Annotated in this window: 14 protein-coding genes; 9 read left to right on the top strand and 5 right to left on the bottom strand. The window is 44.6% G+C overall.

Translation table 11 applies throughout. From position 1 onward, the window contains the following. The first annotated feature begins 17 nt into the window (after positions 1-17). Genes DW182_RS00180 through DW182_RS00170 form a run of 3 tightly spaced genes read left to right on the top strand, consistent with a single transcriptional unit; the run spans position 18 to position 4787 of the window. Positions 18-1751: a RagB/SusD family nutrient uptake outer membrane protein gene (locus DW182_RS00180; protein ID WP_115501528.1), complete on the top strand. Its 1734-nt coding sequence runs from the start codon at positions 18-20 to the stop codon at positions 1749-1751. A gap of 21 nt (positions 1752-1772) precedes the next feature. Then, positions 1773-3176, top strand: a complete 1404-nt coding sequence (locus DW182_RS00175) for a DUF4960 domain-containing protein (protein ID WP_118294275.1) — start codon at positions 1773-1775, stop codon at positions 3174-3176. A gap of 9 nt (positions 3177-3185) precedes the next feature. Continuing rightward, positions 3186-4787, top strand: coding sequence for a glycoside hydrolase domain-containing protein (locus tag DW182_RS00170; protein WP_118294274.1), 1602 nt, complete (start codon positions 3186-3188; stop codon positions 4785-4787). 213 nt (positions 4788-5000) lie between these two features. Here the strand turns inward: DW182_RS00170 and DW182_RS00165 are convergent, their stop codons facing one another. Continuing rightward, positions 5001-5201, bottom strand: coding sequence for a hypothetical protein (locus DW182_RS00165; RefSeq protein ID WP_118294273.1), 201 nt, complete (start codon positions 5199-5201; stop codon positions 5001-5003). A gap of 137 nt (positions 5202-5338) precedes the next feature. After that, positions 5339-6187, bottom strand: coding sequence for a patatin family protein (locus DW182_RS00160; RefSeq protein WP_118294520.1), 849 nt, complete (start codon positions 6185-6187; stop codon positions 5339-5341). 94 nt (positions 6188-6281) lie between these two features. Here DW182_RS00160 and DW182_RS00155 point away from each other — a divergent pair, with 94 nt between their 5' ends. The 5 genes from DW182_RS00155 to DW182_RS00135 all read left to right on the top strand — a co-directional run bounded on the left by DW182_RS00155 (position 6282) and on the right by DW182_RS00135 (position 12255). Then, positions 6282-7469, top strand: coding sequence for an aminopeptidase C (locus DW182_RS00155; protein WP_118294519.1), 1188 nt, complete (start codon positions 6282-6284; stop codon positions 7467-7469). 398 nt (positions 7470-7867) lie between these two features. Continuing rightward, positions 7868-8761, top strand: coding sequence for an electron transfer flavoprotein subunit beta/FixA family protein (locus tag DW182_RS00150; protein WP_117707839.1), 894 nt, complete (start codon positions 7868-7870; stop codon positions 8759-8761). A 92-nt stretch (positions 8762-8853) separates the two neighbouring features. Further along, positions 8854-9873 (top strand): electron transfer flavoprotein subunit alpha/FixB family protein, encoded by a 1020-nt coding sequence (locus DW182_RS00145; protein WP_118294272.1) that lies wholly within the window; start codon positions 8854-8856, stop codon positions 9871-9873. A gap of 13 nt (positions 9874-9886) precedes the next feature. After that, on the top strand, positions 9887-10528 hold the full coding sequence (locus DW182_RS00140; RefSeq protein WP_007664486.1) for an energy transducer TonB: 642 nt from the start codon (positions 9887-9889) through the stop codon (positions 10526-10528). 20 nt (positions 10529-10548) lie between these two features. Continuing rightward, positions 10549-12255 carry an acyl-CoA dehydrogenase family protein gene (locus tag DW182_RS00135; protein ID WP_118294271.1) on the top strand — a complete coding sequence of 569 codons (1707 nt, stop codon included), beginning with the start codon at positions 10549-10551 and terminating at the stop codon, positions 12253-12255. Positions 12256-12329: 74 nt separating this feature from the next. On the opposite strand, the gene DW182_RS00130 is transcribed toward DW182_RS00135, so the two are convergent. Beyond that, entirely contained in the window at positions 12330-12617 is a 288-nt protein-coding gene (locus DW182_RS00130) for a chaperone modulator CbpM (RefSeq protein ID WP_007664488.1), read from the bottom strand. A 14-nt stretch (positions 12618-12631) separates the two neighbouring features. After that, entirely contained in the window at positions 12632-13582 is a 951-nt protein-coding gene (locus DW182_RS00125; protein WP_118216420.1) for a DnaJ C-terminal domain-containing protein, read from the bottom strand. 315 nt (positions 13583-13897) lie between these two features. Between DW182_RS00125 and DW182_RS00120 the strand changes: the two genes are divergently transcribed. Next, positions 13898-16408, top strand: coding sequence for a glycoside hydrolase family 9 protein (locus DW182_RS00120; RefSeq protein WP_118294270.1), 2511 nt, complete (start codon positions 13898-13900; stop codon positions 16406-16408). 305 nt (positions 16409-16713) lie between these two features. Here DW182_RS00120 and DW182_RS00115 read toward each other — a convergent pair whose 3' ends face one another. Continuing rightward, positions 16714-17733, bottom strand: coding sequence for a low specificity L-threonine aldolase (locus tag DW182_RS00115; RefSeq protein ID WP_118294518.1), 1020 nt, complete (start codon positions 17731-17733; stop codon positions 16714-16716). Between the last annotated feature and the right edge of the window lie 113 nt (positions 17734-17846).

Here is a 17846-nt window from a genome sequence, read left to right as displayed (position 1 = left end):
AATAAAATCAGTTACTTATGAAAAAGTTAATATATACAGCAATCTTAGGTCTTTCACTGATGTGCGGCAGTTGTACCGACTTTCTGGAAGATCAGCTCCCCCAGGGAACCATCAGCGACGAACAGCTGAAGAACCCGGCATACATCGACAATCTGGTGATCTCTGCTTATGCAGTATGGATTACCGCCGAAGATATCAACTCTTCCTTCTCCATGTGGAATTATGACGTACGTTCGGATGACGCTTATAAAGGCGGAAACGGTACGGAAGACGGTGATGTATTCCACTCACTGGATATCTCGCAAGGTATTATGACTACGGCATGGAACATCAGCGATATGTGGCAGCGTCTCTACAACTGTATCTCACGTGTCAATACAGCTTTGCAACTGTTGGAACAAGTGGATGAACACACCTATTCACTGAAGCAGCAACGCATTGCCGAAATGAGATTCCTCCGTGCACATGGTCATTTCTTGCTGAAACGCCTGTACAAGAAGATCCCGTTTGCCAACGATGCCAACTTGTCACCGGAAGAATACAACTATCTCTCCAACACTACTTACAACAATGACGAAGGCTGGCAACAAATTGCAGACGATTTCCTGTTTGCTTATGATAACCTTCCCGTGAAGCAGGCAGACAAAGGTCGTCCCGCCAAAGCCGCAGCAGCTGCCTATCTGGCAAAGACTTATCTGTACAAAGCTTATCATCAGGATAATGCAGACAGCCACGAAGTGACAAGCCTCAGCACAGAAGACTTGGTGAAAGTAGTGCAATACACGGACAATGCCATCATGTCGGCAGGCGGCTACGGGCTGGAATCGGATTTCCACAACAACTTCCGCCCGGAACCTCAATATGAAAATGGTATAGAATCCCTGTGGGCCATGCAATACTCCATGAACGACGGTACTAATAACGGTAATTGTAACTGGTCTTACGGTCTGATTGTTCCCAACATTCCGGGAGTTACCGATGGTGGTTGCGACTTCTACAAACCGAGCCAGAATCTGGTGAACGCATTCAGGACAGATGCCAACGGACACCCCCTGCTGGATTCCTTTAACAATACTGATTACAATTCACAATCCGATTATGCTGACCCACGCCTCTTCCTGACAGTAGGTATGCCGGGATTCCCTTATGAATTCAATAAGAACTATATGATGGATCAGTCGACTACCTGGAGTCGTAGCAACGGACTTTACGGATACTACATAACCCTGAAACACAATGTAGACCCGGATGGCGATTACCTGATAAAGGGTGCCTGGTGGGGTTCTCCAATGAACCGTATCGTACTGCGCTACTCGGATGTATTGTTGATGCGTGCCGAAGCACTGATCCAACTGAACGATGGACGTATCGCCGAAGCTATCAGCCTGATTAACGAAGTACGCAACCGTGCCAAACAAAGTACAGCCATGATTGCCGACTACGAAATGGAATATGGCGTACGTTTCAACGTTCAGCCCTATACGGGGAGCTACTCACAAGCAGATGCCTTGAAATTGCTGAAGTTTGAACGCCGTGTAGAACTGGCTCTGGAATCAGAACGCTTCTTTGACCTGGTAAGATGGGGTGAAGCCGCCGAGGTACTGAATAAGTTTTATGCCGAGGAAGCTGCCGACTGCACCATCTACACGAATGCCTCGTTCACTAAAAATAAAAACGAATATCTTCCTATTCCGTTTGCACAGATGAGTGCCAGCAACGGGAATTATACGCAGAATTGTGGTAACTGGTAACCTTATAAAAAAAAGAGCATTATGAAATCAATACTGAATAAACTAAATCTGCTTGTACTGGGAATCGTCCTGCTGTTAGCATTCCCGGGATGCAGCGATGATAATACATCCGAACTGAAACTGGACGGAGACACATGGCTTACCGCCTTTGAACTGAATAACGCCTATATGGGAGTGATAGACCGGACCAATAAGACCGTGACCGTTGCAGTGCCCGAAATATACGATACTGATGCAATGAAAGTCACCGGTATCGAAGTATCCGAAGGTGCCGAGGCTTCTGTTAAAGCAGGCGATGTGCTGAACTTCTCATTCCCCCAAGTGATAAAAGTGACTAATGGAAACGTATTCCTGGATTATACAGTCAATATCAAGCATGATGAAGCGCGGATACTCTCCTTCAAACTGAATGACGCTTATGCCGGAGTTATCGACCAGTCTAAACGTACCATCACCGTACGTGTGCCAAGCTCAGTCAATATCAAAAATATGGTTCCGGTCATTACAACTTCGGCAGGAGCCATCGTAATGCCGGCATCCGGCCAGGCTATTGACTTCAGTAATCCTGTAGAATTCACTGTTTCATACAACACCGCATCCGCCGTTTATACGGTAACGGTTATCCCGACCGATGCACCGAGCGCCGTATATGTAGGTCTGGCAGCTACATTAAATGAACTAAATCCGGAAGAAAAAGAAGCGGCAACCTGGATGCTGAACAATGTTGCCAATTCTCAGTATATCTCATTCGAAGATGTGCAGGCAGGAAGAGTAGACCTGAGCGAGTGCGAAATCATGTGGTGGCATCTGCATATAGACGGCGGCATCGACAACATGGATAAGTTCGAAAAGGCAGCGCCTGCAGCAATCAGTGCATTGGTGAAGATGAAAGACCTTTATAACAATGGCATGAACCTGTTGCTTACCCGCTATGCCACTTACTATGCTGCCAAGTTGGGGGCTACCTTGGACGGCAACAACCCAAACAACTGTTGGGGACAATCAGAAGAATCCGGTGAAATAGTAGGCGGTGCATGGAACTTCTTTATCCAAGGACACGAGTCGCACGCTCTCTACCAGAATTTGGCGATGAACAACGGTGAAACGAACAAGGTCTATACCTTCGATACCGGCTACCGGACCACCAACAGTACGGCACAATGGCACATCGGTTCCGACTGGGGTGGCTATGCCACAAATGAAGTATGGCGTACCAATCATGGTGGCGTTGATCTGGGTTATGGTGGCGATGGTGCTATCGTGGCATGGGAATATCTGTCCGAAGGTTTTCGCGGAAGCATCGTATGTATCGGCTCAGGATGCTACGACTGGTATGCCTACGGCATAGATGCTTCGGCGGACAAATACCACGGCAATGTGGCTAAACTGACAAAGAATGCAATTGACTATTTAACGGGTAAATAAAACTAATATATGAAAACAATGATATATTCACTCACACTGGCTGCTCTGATGATTACTTCTTTCAGCAGCTGTAGCGATGACAATGATCCGGTTTTAACTCAGAAGGACTGGGACGGAACCACCACTTATTTTGCTTCGGCAGATGCCATGAAGTTTGATACTTACTATAAGCCATCTGTTGGTTATGTAGGCGATCCGATGCCTTTCTATGATCCGCAGGCAAAAGATTTCAAGATTATGTATCTACAGGAGTACCGTCCGAACCAGGCAGGCACTTACCACCCGATATGGGCGGTAAGTACTCAGGACGCTGCTTCATACAGATCTATGGGTGAACTGATCTCTTGCGGAGGATTGTCGGAGCAGGATGCTGCTATCGGAACGGGTAGTACTATTTATAATCCTTCGGATAAATTGTACTATACCTTCTACACAGGTAACAAATATCAGCCTACTTCTTCCGAGAACGGTCAGGTAGTGATGTATGCTACTTCACCCGACTTCAAGACCTGGACCAAGAATCGCACTTTCTATCTGAAAGGTGACACTGACGGATATAGCAAGAATGATTTCCGCGATCCCTTCGTTTTTGAAGGTGAAGATGGAAAATACCACATGCTTGTTTCCACTACCAAAAGCGGTAAAGGTGTGCTGGCCGAATATACTTCTACGGATATGAAAAGCTGGGAACATGCAGGTGTATTCATGACCATGATGTGGGATCGCTTTTACGAATGTCCCGATGTCTTCAAGATGGGAAACTGGTGGTATCTGGTATACTCGGAGATGCATGCAGCCATACGCAAAGTTCAATATTTCAAGGGGCGTACATTGGAAGAGCTGAAAGCAACTACCGCCAATGATGCCGGCATCTGGCCCGACAGCCACGAAGGTTTCCTTGACTCCCGCGGTTTCTATGCAGGCAAGACGTCTTCGGACGGAACCAACCGCTACATTTGGGGATGGTGCCCTACTCGCTCGGGCAATGACAATACTGCCGTAGGAGCCTCTCCGAACGAACCGGAATGGGCAGGAAGCCTGGTTGCTCACAAAGTCATCCAGCATGCGGATGGTACTTTGACTTTAGGCTTAGTAGAAGGTATCAGCCAGAAATATACCACTGCCTCTGCCGTAAAAGTGATGGAAAAAAGTAACGGAGTATCAGAAAGCAACGGTAACTATACTCTGACGGATAATGCTTATATCCTATTCAATCGCTTAAATGTAAACAACAAGATTTCATTCACCGTAAAGACGGCAGGTAATGCAGATAGATTCGGTATCTCTCTGGTACGCGGCACGGACTCCAAGAAGTACTATACCATCGTCGTAAACCCGGAAGACAACAACAATAAACGGAAGATAAACTTCGAAGAAGAAGGTGAAGATGGTAAAGGATTCATCGACGGAATAGACGGTTATCTGTTCGACAGACCTGCTGATAATACTTATAATGTAACTATCTGTACGGACAACTCTGTCTGCGTGGTTTATATCAATGACAATGTGGCTTATACGAACCGCATTTACGGGATACAGAAGAATCCGTGGTCTGTTAACAGCTACTCGGGAAGTGTGGAAGTCAGCAACGTGAAGGTCAGCTATTACTAAACGGAGAAACGTAGCCAATTTTTACCTTCATTATATATTTCCCCGAAGACCGTCTGGAATATATTCTGAGAGGGGGTATAATCAGTATACGACTGAATAGGGATGAGTATACGACTGAACCCTATTCAGTCGTATACTGAATCCCATTCAATCCGGCACTGAACTAACGAATGCCGGAGAAGTTTTATATTTTGTGTAATTTTCGTACGCTTATCAATTAATGGCACCGGAAACTACATTGCGCACCTGTCCTTCCCGATTGATGGCAATCAGCACCTGTTTCTGTTTTTCGGGCAGTTGATATAGTAATTTGGCATAAGTTTCTGCCGTGAAGTTAACAATGTAGTTGATGGCATCTTCTATCATTTCCATACCACATGTAGCTCCAAGAGTTTTCAGAAAAAGGATATTCATTATTTTCTACAAATGATATCAGACCTCCTAAAGTTTGTAGTCCGACAAAGAGAAGAATAAAGAAACGCATTGCCAAATAATGATTGCCATAAAGTGGCAATCATTATTTGGCAATGCGTTTACAATATCTTGATTAATCACTGAAAATCATACTTCGCCGCACACGCATAGCCTTCCTCATACAAATCAGTCAGCTTCCGTATATCCCGTTCGATGCGGTCTACCATCACAGGTTTCTGCGGACGGATTACAGTAATTTCTCCCGCTTCTTCCATGCGTTCTACCATCTCCAACTGCTCGTTGTACACACGACAACGGCGGCTCAATGCCTCACGCATCTTCGGATATTTCCGGTAGAGAAAAGACGGGATGTGTATATCCTTTGCTTCCTTGCGATACCCATGATTGCGGGTAAGCACCACTACATTATGCGTGAAACCCTCATTCCGGGCACGCATCAAGGGGATGCTGTCCACAATGCCCCCGTCGAGCATCGGCACATCGTCCACATAAGCAATGGGGCATACAAACGGAAGGCTGCTTGAAGCACGCACAATGTCAATCACCCGGCCTTTATCCTGCTTTTCCTCAAAATAGTTCGCCTCGCCCGTCACACAGTTCGTAGTGACCATTTCATAACGTTCCGGAGAACTGAAATAGGACTCGTAGTCATAAGGCAGAATATGCTCGGGAAACTCCTGAAACAGCAGGTCGAAGTCCATGATATTACGTTTCTTCAACAAATATTTCAGACCGATATACTGGTACTTCTCCAGCAAATCAATATTACTGTACTTGGCGCGGCCGCGCTGACCGGACATGTAAGAAAGTCCGTTACAGGCTCCGGCGCTTACTCCGATAGTATAGGGGAAGCGGATGCCACGGTCCATAAAGCTGTCCAGCACACCGCAAGTGAACACTCCGCGCATGCCGCCACCTTCAAGAACCAATCCTGTTTTGGGGTTGATATGTATCTTTTTCTCCATAATTATCTGATAAAACGCTTCAAAGATAGCTTTTGTTTCCGAAATCTCCCTATCTTTGTGCCAGTAACAATCCATTAAAACCAATTTAATCATGATGAAAAAGTCAATACTTATTGCCACTTTAGGCCTATTAAGTTTCAATGTGTCAGCACAAGACACTCCGAAGGCGGAAGAAGGCTTTATCTTCACCACCGTCAAAGAAAACCCGATCACTTCTGTTAAAAACCAAAACCGTTCGAGCACTTGCTGGAGCTTCTCAGCACTTGGTTTCCTTGAAAGCGAACTACTGCGTATGGGCAAGGGAGAGTATGATTTATCCGAAATGTTTGTAGTACACCACACAATGGTAGACCGTGGCGTGAATTATGCGCGTTACCACGGCGACAGTTCTTTCTCACCGGGCGGAAGCTTTTATGACATTATGTATTGCCTGAAAAACTACGGTCTCGTTCCGCAAGAAGCTATGCCGGGAATTATGTATGGCGATACACTGCCTGTACACAATGAATTGGATGCCGTAGCCGGTGCTTACATGAATGCAATAGCTAAAGGCAAACTGACGAAACTGACTCCGGTTTGGAAACAGGGATTATCTGCTATTTACGATACTTACCTGGGTAAATGTCCCGAAACGTTCACTTATCAAGGAAAAGAATATACTCCGAAGACATTTGCAGAATCTCTCGGCATCAATCCAGATGATTATGTATCACTGACTTCATTCACTCACCATCCGTTCTATACTCAGATGAACATTGAAATCCAGGATAACTGGCGTAATGGACTTTCTTACAACTTGCCTTTGATGGAATTCATGTCTGTTATTGACAATGCTGTTAATAACGGTTATACTGTAGCCTGGGGTAGCGACGTAAGCGAAACAGGTTTTACTCGTGACGGTATTGCAGTGATGCCCGACGCAGATCGTGGTGCTGAACTCACCGGTTCGGATATGGCACGCTGGACAGGTCTTACTGCTGCCGACAAACGTAAAGAACTGACTTCACGTCCATTGCCGGAAATCACTGTAACTCAGGAAATGCGTCAAACAGCATTCGACAATTGGGAAACAACCGACGACCATGGCATGCTTATCTATGGTATCGCTAAAGATCAAAATGGCAAGGAATACTATATGGTGAAGAATTCATGGGGTACAAACAACAAATACAAAGGTACCTGGTATGCTTCCAAACCTTTCGTAGCTTACAAGACTATCAACATCCTGGTACACAAAGATGCAGTGCCTAAGGCGCTGTTGAAGAAGCTGGGGATTAAATAAAGTTATTAGTGGTGAGTGATCATTTATCACTCACCACTATTTCATCATCCTACTATTTATATATTCCGTAAACAGATCTTTATAATTCTCTCCTGTACGATTATGAATCAGTTACGAACTACAGGCTACAAGTTGCTGCGCTATATTCTGAAAAGGCACTTGTAGCTTGCAGCCTGTAACTCATAACTAATTCCCTTTCTAAAGCCCCTATATTGCTCAAAAACCTTTTCAATGTGCATTTTTTGCCCGCATTTCTTGTCAGAACGAACAGTTTGACTAATTTTGCACGCTGATAATTAGTTAACCGGACAATTTCAGTAGCTGGACACACTATGTACCTCCTACTCCTATTCCCGGCACTGACACTTTGAGAAATACTAATACTAATAATTAATAACATGAGTTTGAAAATCGTAGTATTGGCTAAACAAGTTCCCGACACACGTAATGTTGGGAAAGATGCCATGAAAGCCGACGGAACCATTAACCGTGCGGCACTCCCCGCCATCTTCAACCCCGAAGACTTGAACGCTCTTGAGCAAGCCCTCAGACTGAAAGATGCACACCCGGGCTCTACCGTAACCATCCTGACAATGGGACCGGGACGCGCAGCCGAAGTTATTCGTGAAGGATTGTTCCGCGGTGCCGACAATGGTTATCTGTTGACCGACCGTGCTTTTGCTGGTGCAGATACCCTTGCCACTTCGTACGCCCTTGCCACTGCCATCAAGAAGATAGGCGAGTATGACATCATCATCGGCGGACGCCAGGCTATTGACGGTGACACAGCTCAAGTGGGCCCGCAAGTTGCTGAAAAACTCGGTCTGACACAAATTACTTATGCCGAAGAAATTCTGAACGTGGAGAAAACGACCGGACGTGTTGTAGTGAAACGTCATATCGACGGTGGTGTGGAAACAGTAGAAGGTCCTCTACCTATCGTAATCACTGTGAATGGAAGTGCAGCTCCCTGCCGCCCACGCAACGCTAAGTTGGTACAGAAATACAAACGTGCTCTCGGTGCACAGGAAAAAGCTGCTATCACCAAGGAAGGTGCTATTCTGCCTTATGCTGACCTCTACGAGAAGTACCCTTATCTGAACATCACCGAATGGAGTGTGGCCGATGTCAACGGCGATTTGAAACAATGCGGCCTCAGTGGCTCACCTACCAAAGTGAAAGCCATTCAGAACATCTCCTTCCAAGCCAAGGAAAGCCGTACGCTGACCGGAAGCGACCAGGATGTAGAAGATCTTATTGTTGAACTACTCGCCAATCATACGATTGGCTAAGCTACGAGCAACAAGCGACAAGCTACAAGTTGCTGCACCATTATCCTGAACAACACTTGTAACCTGTAGCTAGTAGCTAAAAACTAAAAAATATGAATAACGTATTTGTATATTGTGAGCTTGAAGGCACTGTAGTTGCCGAAGTAAGTCTCGAACTCCTTACCAAAGGACGCAAGTTAGCTAACCAACTGGACTGCCAACTGGAAGCCATTGTTGCCGGTACCAACCTTGCAGGAATCGAAAAACAAGTATTGCCCTTCGGTGTCGACCGTCTGCACATCTTCGATGCTCCGGGCTTGTTCCCTTATACTTCACTGCCCCACTCTTCCGTACTCATCAATCTGTTTAAAGAAGAAAAGCCGCAAATCTGCCTGATGGGCGCCACCGTTATCGGTCGTGACCTTGGGCCACGTGTTTCTTCTGCGCTAACCAGCGGACTGACCGCCGACTGTACTTCACTGGAAATCGGCGAGCATGAAGATAAGAAAGAAGGCAAAGTATACGAAAACTTGCTGTACCAGATTCGTCCCGCATTCGGCGGTAACATCGTGGCAACCATCGTCAACCCCGAACACCGCCCGCAGATGGCTACTGTTCGCGAAGGCGTGATGAAGAAGGAAATTCTCGACACCAACTATCAGGGCGAAGTAATCAACCACGACGTTGCCAAATATGTGCCTACTACGGACTATATAGTGAAGGTTATCGACCGCCATGTAGAGAAAGCAAAGCACAACCTGAAAGGCGCTCCGATTGTCGTAGCCGGTGGTTACGGTATGGGGAGCCGCGAAGGTTTCAATATGCTGTTTGAACTGGCCAAGGAACTGCATGCCGAAGTAGGCGGCAGCCGCGCAGCCGTTGATGCAGGTTTCTGCGATCACGACCGCCAAATTGGACAGACAGGTGTAACAGTTCGCCCCAAACTGTATATCGCTTGCGGTATCTCGGGACAAATCCAGCACATTGCCGGTATGCAAGAAAGTGGTATCATCATCTCTATCAATAATGATGAGAATGCTCCTATTAACACCATTGCCGATTATGTAATTAACGGTACGGTAGAAGAAGTCATTCCGAAGATGATTAAATACTATAAAGAAAACAGTAAATAAATTTATAAACGAAATGAAGGGAGTCATCATTGCTCTATGTCTATTCTGTACGTGCGGAATGCTGAATGCCCAGAACAAACTTCCGAAAAACGGCAAGCATGTCTATTCATATGCCAACGGAAATGACAGCATAGTATGCTTCTATAAAAACGGAAGATTGGTAGGACAACGGACAGAATATTATCCCAATGGGCAAATACGGTTAATATCAACCTACAAGAATGGGCGCAAGCTGAACTTGAAGCAGTATTATGAAAATGGAGCCTTGAAGCGTGAAGAAGTCATGAACGGCGATTCTTCCGAAGGGCATCTGTATGATATTGACGGTAAAGAACTGGACTTCATTCCTTATATAGAGCTGCCTCAGTTTCCAGGAGGTAATGCCGAGCTATCAAAGCTGATAGCCCAATATACCAAGTATCCTCGGCAGGCCATAAAAGACAAAAAGCAAGGATTGGTCCTCATAAAATGCTCGATAGACAAGGAAGGCAATCCTAAGATGGCAGAAGTTGTGAAGAGCGTTTGCCCCGAACTGGACAAGGAAGCGATGAGAGTAGTAGGTTTCCTGACGATGACTTACAAATTCACTCCTGGGAAGATAGAAGGACAACCGGCTAACATGCACTTCACCATCCCCGTCAATTTTCGTTTATAACTAAAAACAATAAAAAGATTATGGCAAATTTTTATACCGAAGTTCCTGAATTGAAGTTCCAGCTGAACAACCCGATGATGGAACGTATCTGCGAACTGAAAGAGCGCGGATACCAAGATAAAGACAAATTTGACTATGCCCCGCAAGATTATGCGGACGCAATGGACTCTTATGATAAGGTTCTTGAAATCACCGGAGAAATCACCGGAGAGATTATCAACCCGAACGCCGAAGGTGTAGATGAAGAAGGTCCTCACTGTGCTAACGGTCGTGTGGAATATGCCAGCGGTACAAGACAGAACCTGGATGCAATGGTGAAAGCCGGACTGAATGGTATGACTATGCCACGCCGTTTCGGTGGTTTGAACTTCCCCATCACTCCGTACACCATGTGTGCCGAGATCGTAGCAGCAGCCGATGCCGGTTTCGGTAATATCTGGTCTCTGCAAGACTGTATCGAAACACTGTATGAATTCGGTAACGAAGATCAGCACAGCCGTTTCATTCCACGTATCTGTGCCGGTGAAACTATGTCTATGGACTTGACAGAACCCGATGCCGGTTCCGATTTGCAGAGTGTAATGTTGAAAGCTACTTTCGACGAAAAAGAAAATTGCTGGCGTCTGAATGGTGTGAAGCGTTTCATCACGAATGGTGATGCAGACTTACACCTCGTACTGGCCCGTTCGGAAGAAGGAACCAGAGATGGTCGTGGATTGTCCATGTTTATCTATGATAAGCGCGAAGGTGGCGTAGATGTACGCCGTATCGAAAACAAATTAGGTATTCACGGTTCTCCAACTTGTGAACTTGTTTATAAGAATGCAAAGGCTGAACTTTGCGGTGATCGTAAACTCGGTTTGATCAAGTATGTAATGGCATTGATGAACGGTGCACGTTTGGGTATTGCCGCACAGTCTGTAGGTCTGTCGCAAGCTGCCTATAATGAAGGCTTAGCTTATGCGAAAGATCGTAAACAGTTCAATAAAGCTATTATTGAATTCCCGGCTGTATATGACATGCTGGCTATCATGAAAGCAAAACTGGATGCCGGACGTGCATTGTTATACCAAACGTCTCGTTACGTAGATGTTTATAAAGCTTTGGATGATATTTCCCGCGAACGTAAGCTGACTCCGGAAGAACGCCAGGAACAGAAGAAATATTCTAAGCTTGCTGATGCTTTCACTCCGCTGGCTAAAGGTATGAACTCAGAATATGCAAACCAGAATGCTTATGATTGTATCCAGATTCACGGCGGTTCCGGTTTCATGTTGGAGTATGCTTGCCAACGCATTTATCGTGATGCACGTATCACTAGCATCTATGAAGGTACTACTCAATTACAGACCGTAGCCGCTATCCGTTACGTAACAAATGGTTCGTATGCTGCTACACTCCGTGATTATGAAACAATTCCTTGCAATGAAGAAATGCAACCTCTGATGGATCGCCTGAAAGAAATGACAAATAAGTTTGAGGCTGTCACCAATGCAACGAAAGAAGCTGCCAACCAAGAACTGTTGGATTTCGTAGCCCGTCGCCTTTACGAAATGGCGGCTGTATGCGTGATGTCTCATCTTCTCATCCAGGATGCTACCAAAGCTCCTGAGTTGTTCGCGAAATCAGCTGTTGTTTATCTGAACTATGCTGAAGCTGAAGTAGAAAAGCACTTCAATTTCATCCGTAAGTTCAAGGCTGAAGAATTGGAAAGCTATCGCAAGTAATTAACCGATTACTATATTTAAAGAAGGCTGCCTCAAATCAATGAGACAGCCTTCTTTTTTAGGAATAAAGCTCCTTACCGGAACAGTCTCAACTGACTGCGTAACTCATGAAGTTCATTCTGCATCTCTTCCATACGCTGCAACAGGTGATGGATGGCATCAATTCCTTCAATGTTGATGGATAAGTCATAATACATACGGCTGTAACGTTCTATGTCCGGTAATTGAGTAAACGTCAGATAGCGTTCCCCACCTTCGGTCATTACTTCTATCAGGCCACCTTCCTGTAACAAATCGATAAACGACGGTTCAATGTGGCATTTGCGACAATACTCGCTGACTATGATTAATTCATTCTGCATAGTGCTACCTCCTTTTAGTTCATACTTTGAAGTTTACGGAACAACTCTTTCTGCTCTTCCGTCAAGTTCGTCGGCAGTTTCACGGAATAAGTCACAATGAGGTCACCGAACTGTCCTTCTTTCTTATATACAGGGAATCCCTTACCTTTCAAACGAGCCTTCGTACCGTTCTGTGTTTCGGGTTTCACTTTCAGTTTCACCTTTCCATCCAAAGTGTCCACCAATTGGTCACCACCCAGGATAGCGGTATAAAGATCAATAGGCACATCCACATACAAGTCATCCCCTAAACGCTTGAATACCGGATCATCCGCAATCACAAATGTTATGTACAAGTCTCCGGCAGGTCCACCGTTAACACCTTCGCCACCATAACCTTTCAATTTAATTACTTGCCCGTTTGCTACTCCCGCAGGAATAGTAATGCGCACATTCTTACCGTTTACAGTCAGCACTTGTTTATGAGTCTGGGCTGCATCACGAAGCGAGAGGTTTAAATCTGCATGGTAATCCTGTCCGCGGAAGCCTGCATTAGCACCTCCACGCCCCCGGTTTCCGAACATAGATTCAAAGAAATCGGAGAAGCCGCCACCATGACCGGAAAATTCCTGTCCATCGGATGAATACCAGTAAGAGCCACCATCCGTACCATATCCTGCACCCGAGCCGCCACCAAAGCCTCCAAATCCACCGGCACCCGCCTCCTGACGGGCACGCTTTTGTGCCTCAAATTCATCGGCATGCTTCCAGTGCTCACCATACTCATCGTATTTTTTACGCTTTTCAGGATCACTCAGCACTTCATTTGCTTCATTAATTGCCTGAAATTTATCCTTGGCAGAAGAATCGTTCGGATTCAGATCAGGATGATATTTACGTGCCAATTTACGGAACGCTTTCTTTATATCATCCTGGCTTGCCGTCTTATCTACCCCAAGGACTTGGTAATAATCTATATAAGCCATAGTCTATAAATTTTGTTATTCTTATATACCCTATTACAAATAACGCACCAAGTGGGTGTTTTGAATATTAAAATACATAAACGAAAACTAAAAAGGAGTATTAAAAAGCATAAACCATAGATAATCAACAAAATATCCATTTACAGAAAGATTCATTAACGTCTTTTTAATTCTAAAACAATGTAAACGACTCGTAACGTCAATTAATTATTCATGCTAAAACTTCCTAAAATAAACGGAAAACACTTTATTTGTATATAAAATAATGTATTTACAGAAAGCATAATTCCCCCAACCTTAATATATTGACTTATTATGAAAAGTAACCATTGGCTACTTACGGTAGCACTCACTTTCATCGTCCTGCAAACCAAAGCAGATGCATGGATACGCATAAACCAACTTGGCTACTTGCCGCAGTCTGTAAAAGTAGCAGTATTCATGAGTGAAGAACCCACTGACATACAAGAGTATGCACTTGTAGATGCCTTCACCGGACAAACAGTTAGAACTTTCAATTCTATCAAATCAACCGGAAAGATGGGCCTAATGAAGAGTACCTATCGTTTGAATTTTAGCGATTTTAATCAACCAGGAACTTATTACCTGAAAGCAGGTAAAGCTATATCTCCCCATTTTCCCATCAATAACCATGTATATAATGGAACTGCAGATTTCTTGTTGAACTATATGCGTCAGCAGCGCTGCGGTTATAATCCTTTCCTGAAAGACAGCTGTCATGTGCACGATGGCTACATCTTGTATCATCCCACTAAGACGGGACAACACATTGATGTCCGTGGTGGCTGGCACGATGCAACGGATTATCTGCAATATACCACAACTTCCGCCAATGCTATTTATCAGATGATGTTCGCCTATCAGGAAAACCCGGAATCTTTCGGTGATTTCTATGATGCTGCCGGACTTCCCGGTGCTAACGGTATCCCTGACATTGTAGACGAAATAAAATGGGGACTGGACTGGTTAAATCGCATGAATCCCGCTCCCGGTGAACTATACAACCAGATTGCTGACGACCGTGACCATGCTGGTATGCGTCTGCCCAACGAAGATAAAGTAGATTATGGTTATGGTCCAGGCAACGGACGCCCTGTTTATTTCTGTAGCGGCGAACCTCAGGTACGCGGCCAGTTTATGAATGCAACTACAGGTGTAGCCAGCACGGCAGGCAAATATGCTTCCTGCTTCGCTCTCGGTGCACGCCTCCTGAAGAATTTCTACCCGGAATTTGCAGCCGAAATAGAGGCTAAGGCTGATGCAGCCTATCAGGAAGGAGTAAAGAAGCCAGGGGCTTGCCAAACGGCATCTGTCTTGTCTCCGTATATCTATGAAGAAGACAACTGGGTAGACGATATGGAATTGGGAGCCATGGAACTGTTTAAGAGTACCGGAGATCTGACATATCTGCAGCAAGCCGTTGAGTATGGACGACGTGAACCTGTTACCCCATGGATGGGTGCTGACAGTGCACGCCACTACCAATGGTATCCGTTCATGAATATGGGACATTACCACTTAGCAAAAGTAAACAATGACCGCCTCAGCAAAGAATTCATCCGAAACATGCATAGCGGTATTGTACGTACCTACGAAAAAGCAGTCGAAAGCCCATTCATGCATGGCATTCCCTACACTTGGTGTTCTAACAACTTAACAACTGCCATGTTGACACAGTGCCGCCTGTATCGTGAAGCAACAGGTGATGAAACATACAAAGAAATGGAAGCCGCCATGCTCGATTGGTTGTTCGGTTGTAACCCATGGGGAACCAGCATGATCGTAGAACTTCCCCTATATGGAGATTATCCTTCACAACCCCACTCTTCATTACTAAATGCAGGAGTAGGCAACACTACAGGCGGATTGGTAGACGGACCAGTTTACCGCACTATTTTTGAAAGTCTGCGTGGAGTAAATATGACTGGTATTCCCGGCACTCCCGGACAAGATTATGAACGCTTTCAACCGGACCTGATGGTATATCACGATGCCATTCATGACTATTCGACCAATGAACCGACTATGGATGGAACTGCATGTCTCACTTATTACCTCTCTGCCATGCAAAAAGAGGGCATGAAACAAGCTAACATTCAAAGCGATAAGAATGTATATGTAAATGGTGGCATCATTCGCACTGATCCATCAAAAAAACAAATTACACTTGTCTTTACTGCAGCTGATAAGGCAGACGGTGCCGATGCTATCATCAGCACGCTGAAAAAGTATGGCATCAAAGGTGGATTTTTCTTCACCGGTGAATTCTACGAACTCTACCCTGAAGTAGTCAAACGTCTGCGTACCGAAGGACATCTGGTAGGTAGCCACAGTTATGGACACTTACTGTATATGCCGTGGGAAAATCGCGATTCACTATTAGTAACCCGTGAGCAGTTTGAACAGGATATGCTAAAAAGCTACGCAGGTATGCGCGAGGCAGGTATCGAATACAAAGATGCTCCGGTATATATCCCGCCTTATGAATATTATAATAAAGAAATAGCTGCATGGGCAAAAAATATGGGTATCCAACTTATTAACTATACGCCCGGTACAATGAGTAATGCAGATTACACTACCCCGGATATGGGACAGAAATATCGCAGCAGTAAGTTCATCTATGATAAAATCATGGAAGTAGAGAAAAAAGAAGGTTTAAACGGACATTTGATGTTGATACACTTCGGTACGGACGACCGCCGTACGGATAAATTCTATAATGGTTATCTGGATAAAATGATTAAAACATTGAAACGGAAAGGCTATACTTTTGTACCCGTACTTGAAGCAATAGGAATGTAGTCCATACGATTATCATAAAAAGGTTAGTTAAAGGTTATCATGCAAAGGAATTTAAGGTAATATTCAATCGGTTTGTTTTCAGTAGGCTTTTTCCCACCCCCAAGGGAAAAAGTTTCAAACCAAAGCTCCATGCCTGAGAAGGTCCGGAGCTTTTTTCTGCCATTTTTATAATATAATGAAGAAGATTTTGATGCAGATAAGTGCATCAGCCTACGCAGATAAGTGCATCGCCCTACACAGATAAGTCTTCAACCTGATGCAAATAAGTGTGTGGGGTGATGCAGATAAGTGCACAATAAGGAAAACTAAAAACTGTCTTTTACAGCCTGTAACAAGGTCTGTATATCTTCCTCTGTTGTATCAAAAGAAGTCACAAAACGAATTTCATTTTCAGCTTCGTTCCAGAAATAGAAGAAGTAAGACTTCATCAGCTTATCAATAACCGAACGAGGCATAGTCAGGAATAACTGGTTACTCTCCATCTTCTGTGTAAAATGTACACCCGGGAATACCTTCAAACCATCATACAGTTTTTGTGCCATTGCATTGGCATGCATAGCATTCTTTTTCCACAAATCATCTGTAAGGTAAGCTGTGAACTGACAAGAAAGATAACGTAATTTAGAAGCTAACTGGGCCGATTGCTTCCGCACATAAAGTGCCTCTTTTTTGAGCTCTGGATTAAAAATGACTACGCTTTCCCCAAGCATCAAACCATTCTTTGTTCCACCAAAACTAAGTATATCAATACCACAATCAACCGTAAGTTCCTTGAAACTAAGATTCAAAGCTACACAAGCATTCGCCAGGCGTGCACCATCCATGTGTACATACATACCATGTTTATGCGCTAAAGCTGTTAATGCCTTCAATTCCTCCGGAGTATAAACAGTACCCAATTCCGAACATTGGGAAATATAAATAGCACCCGGCTGGGAATGATGTTGTTCGCCAAAATTCTTTAGATAAGGCTGTACCAACTCTGGGGTGAGTTTACCATCCGGTGTTACAATCGGACGGATCTGGCAACCTGTCATACGTGCAGGAGCACCACATTCATCCACATAAATATGCGCTGTCTCCGCACAAAGAATCAAATTATAAGGACGCGTAGCCAACTGTAAAGCGATTGCATTACTACCTGTTCCATTAAAAACAAAAAGCGGTTCACAATCAGCTGTAAATGTCTCCTTGATTTTACGGACGGCTTCCTCCGTCCAAGGATCGTCACCGTAGCCTACTGCATGATTTTGGTTTGCCCGGTTTAGTGCTTCCATCACCAATGGATGTACACCGGAATTGTTGTCTGAAGCAAAACTTCTCATAGTTATATTCATTTTATCGATAAATTATCTTAGCACCCGAATTATCATTCACTACTAAGAACATGCAAAGGAACGAAATATATTCGTTAGCAGAAAAAAAGAAGCGTGGATTT

Origin of the sequence: Bacteroides sp. AM16-24, from assembly GCF_003471885.1 — a bacterium.
GTDB lineage: Bacteria > Bacteroidota > Bacteroidia > Bacteroidales > Bacteroidaceae > Bacteroides.
This window is presented reverse-complemented; position numbering and strand designations above follow the sequence as displayed.

What these genes read in the sequence shown, in the direction of transcription:
- DW182_RS00180 (WP_115501528.1), top strand. Translation starts at nt 18, where the DNA reads ATGAAAAAGTTAATATATACAGCAATCTTAGGTCTTTCACTGATGTGC.
- DW182_RS00175 (WP_118294275.1), top strand. Translation starts at nt 1,773, where the DNA reads ATGAAATCAATACTGAATAAACTAAATCTGCTTGTACTGGGAATCGTC.
- DW182_RS00170 (WP_118294274.1), top strand. Translation starts at nt 3,186, where the DNA reads ATGAAAACAATGATATATTCACTCACACTGGCTGCTCTGATGATTACT.
- DW182_RS00165 (WP_118294273.1), bottom strand. Translation starts at nt 5,201, where the DNA reads ATGAATATCCTTTTTCTGAAAACTCTTGGAGCTACATGTGGTATGGAA.
- DW182_RS00160 (WP_118294520.1), bottom strand. Translation starts at nt 6,187, where the DNA reads ATGGAGAAAAAGATACATATCAACCCCAAAACAGGATTGGTTCTTGAA.
- DW182_RS00155 (WP_118294519.1), top strand. Translation starts at nt 6,282, where the DNA reads ATGAAAAAGTCAATACTTATTGCCACTTTAGGCCTATTAAGTTTCAAT.
- DW182_RS00150 (WP_117707839.1), top strand. Translation starts at nt 7,868, where the DNA reads ATGAGTTTGAAAATCGTAGTATTGGCTAAACAAGTTCCCGACACACGT.
- DW182_RS00145 (WP_118294272.1), top strand. Translation starts at nt 8,854, where the DNA reads ATGAATAACGTATTTGTATATTGTGAGCTTGAAGGCACTGTAGTTGCC.
- DW182_RS00140 (WP_007664486.1), top strand. Translation starts at nt 9,887, where the DNA reads ATGAAGGGAGTCATCATTGCTCTATGTCTATTCTGTACGTGCGGAATG.
- DW182_RS00135 (WP_118294271.1), top strand. Translation starts at nt 10,549, where the DNA reads ATGGCAAATTTTTATACCGAAGTTCCTGAATTGAAGTTCCAGCTGAAC.
- DW182_RS00130 (WP_007664488.1), bottom strand. Translation starts at nt 12,617, where the DNA reads ATGCAGAATGAATTAATCATAGTCAGCGAGTATTGTCGCAAATGCCAC.
- DW182_RS00125 (WP_118216420.1), bottom strand. Translation starts at nt 13,582, where the DNA reads ATGGCTTATATAGATTATTACCAAGTCCTTGGGGTAGATAAGACGGCA.
- DW182_RS00120 (WP_118294270.1), top strand. Translation starts at nt 13,898, where the DNA reads ATGAAAAGTAACCATTGGCTACTTACGGTAGCACTCACTTTCATCGTC.
- DW182_RS00115 (WP_118294518.1), bottom strand. Translation starts at nt 17,733, where the DNA reads ATGAGAAGTTTTGCTTCAGACAACAATTCCGGTGTACATCCATTGGTG.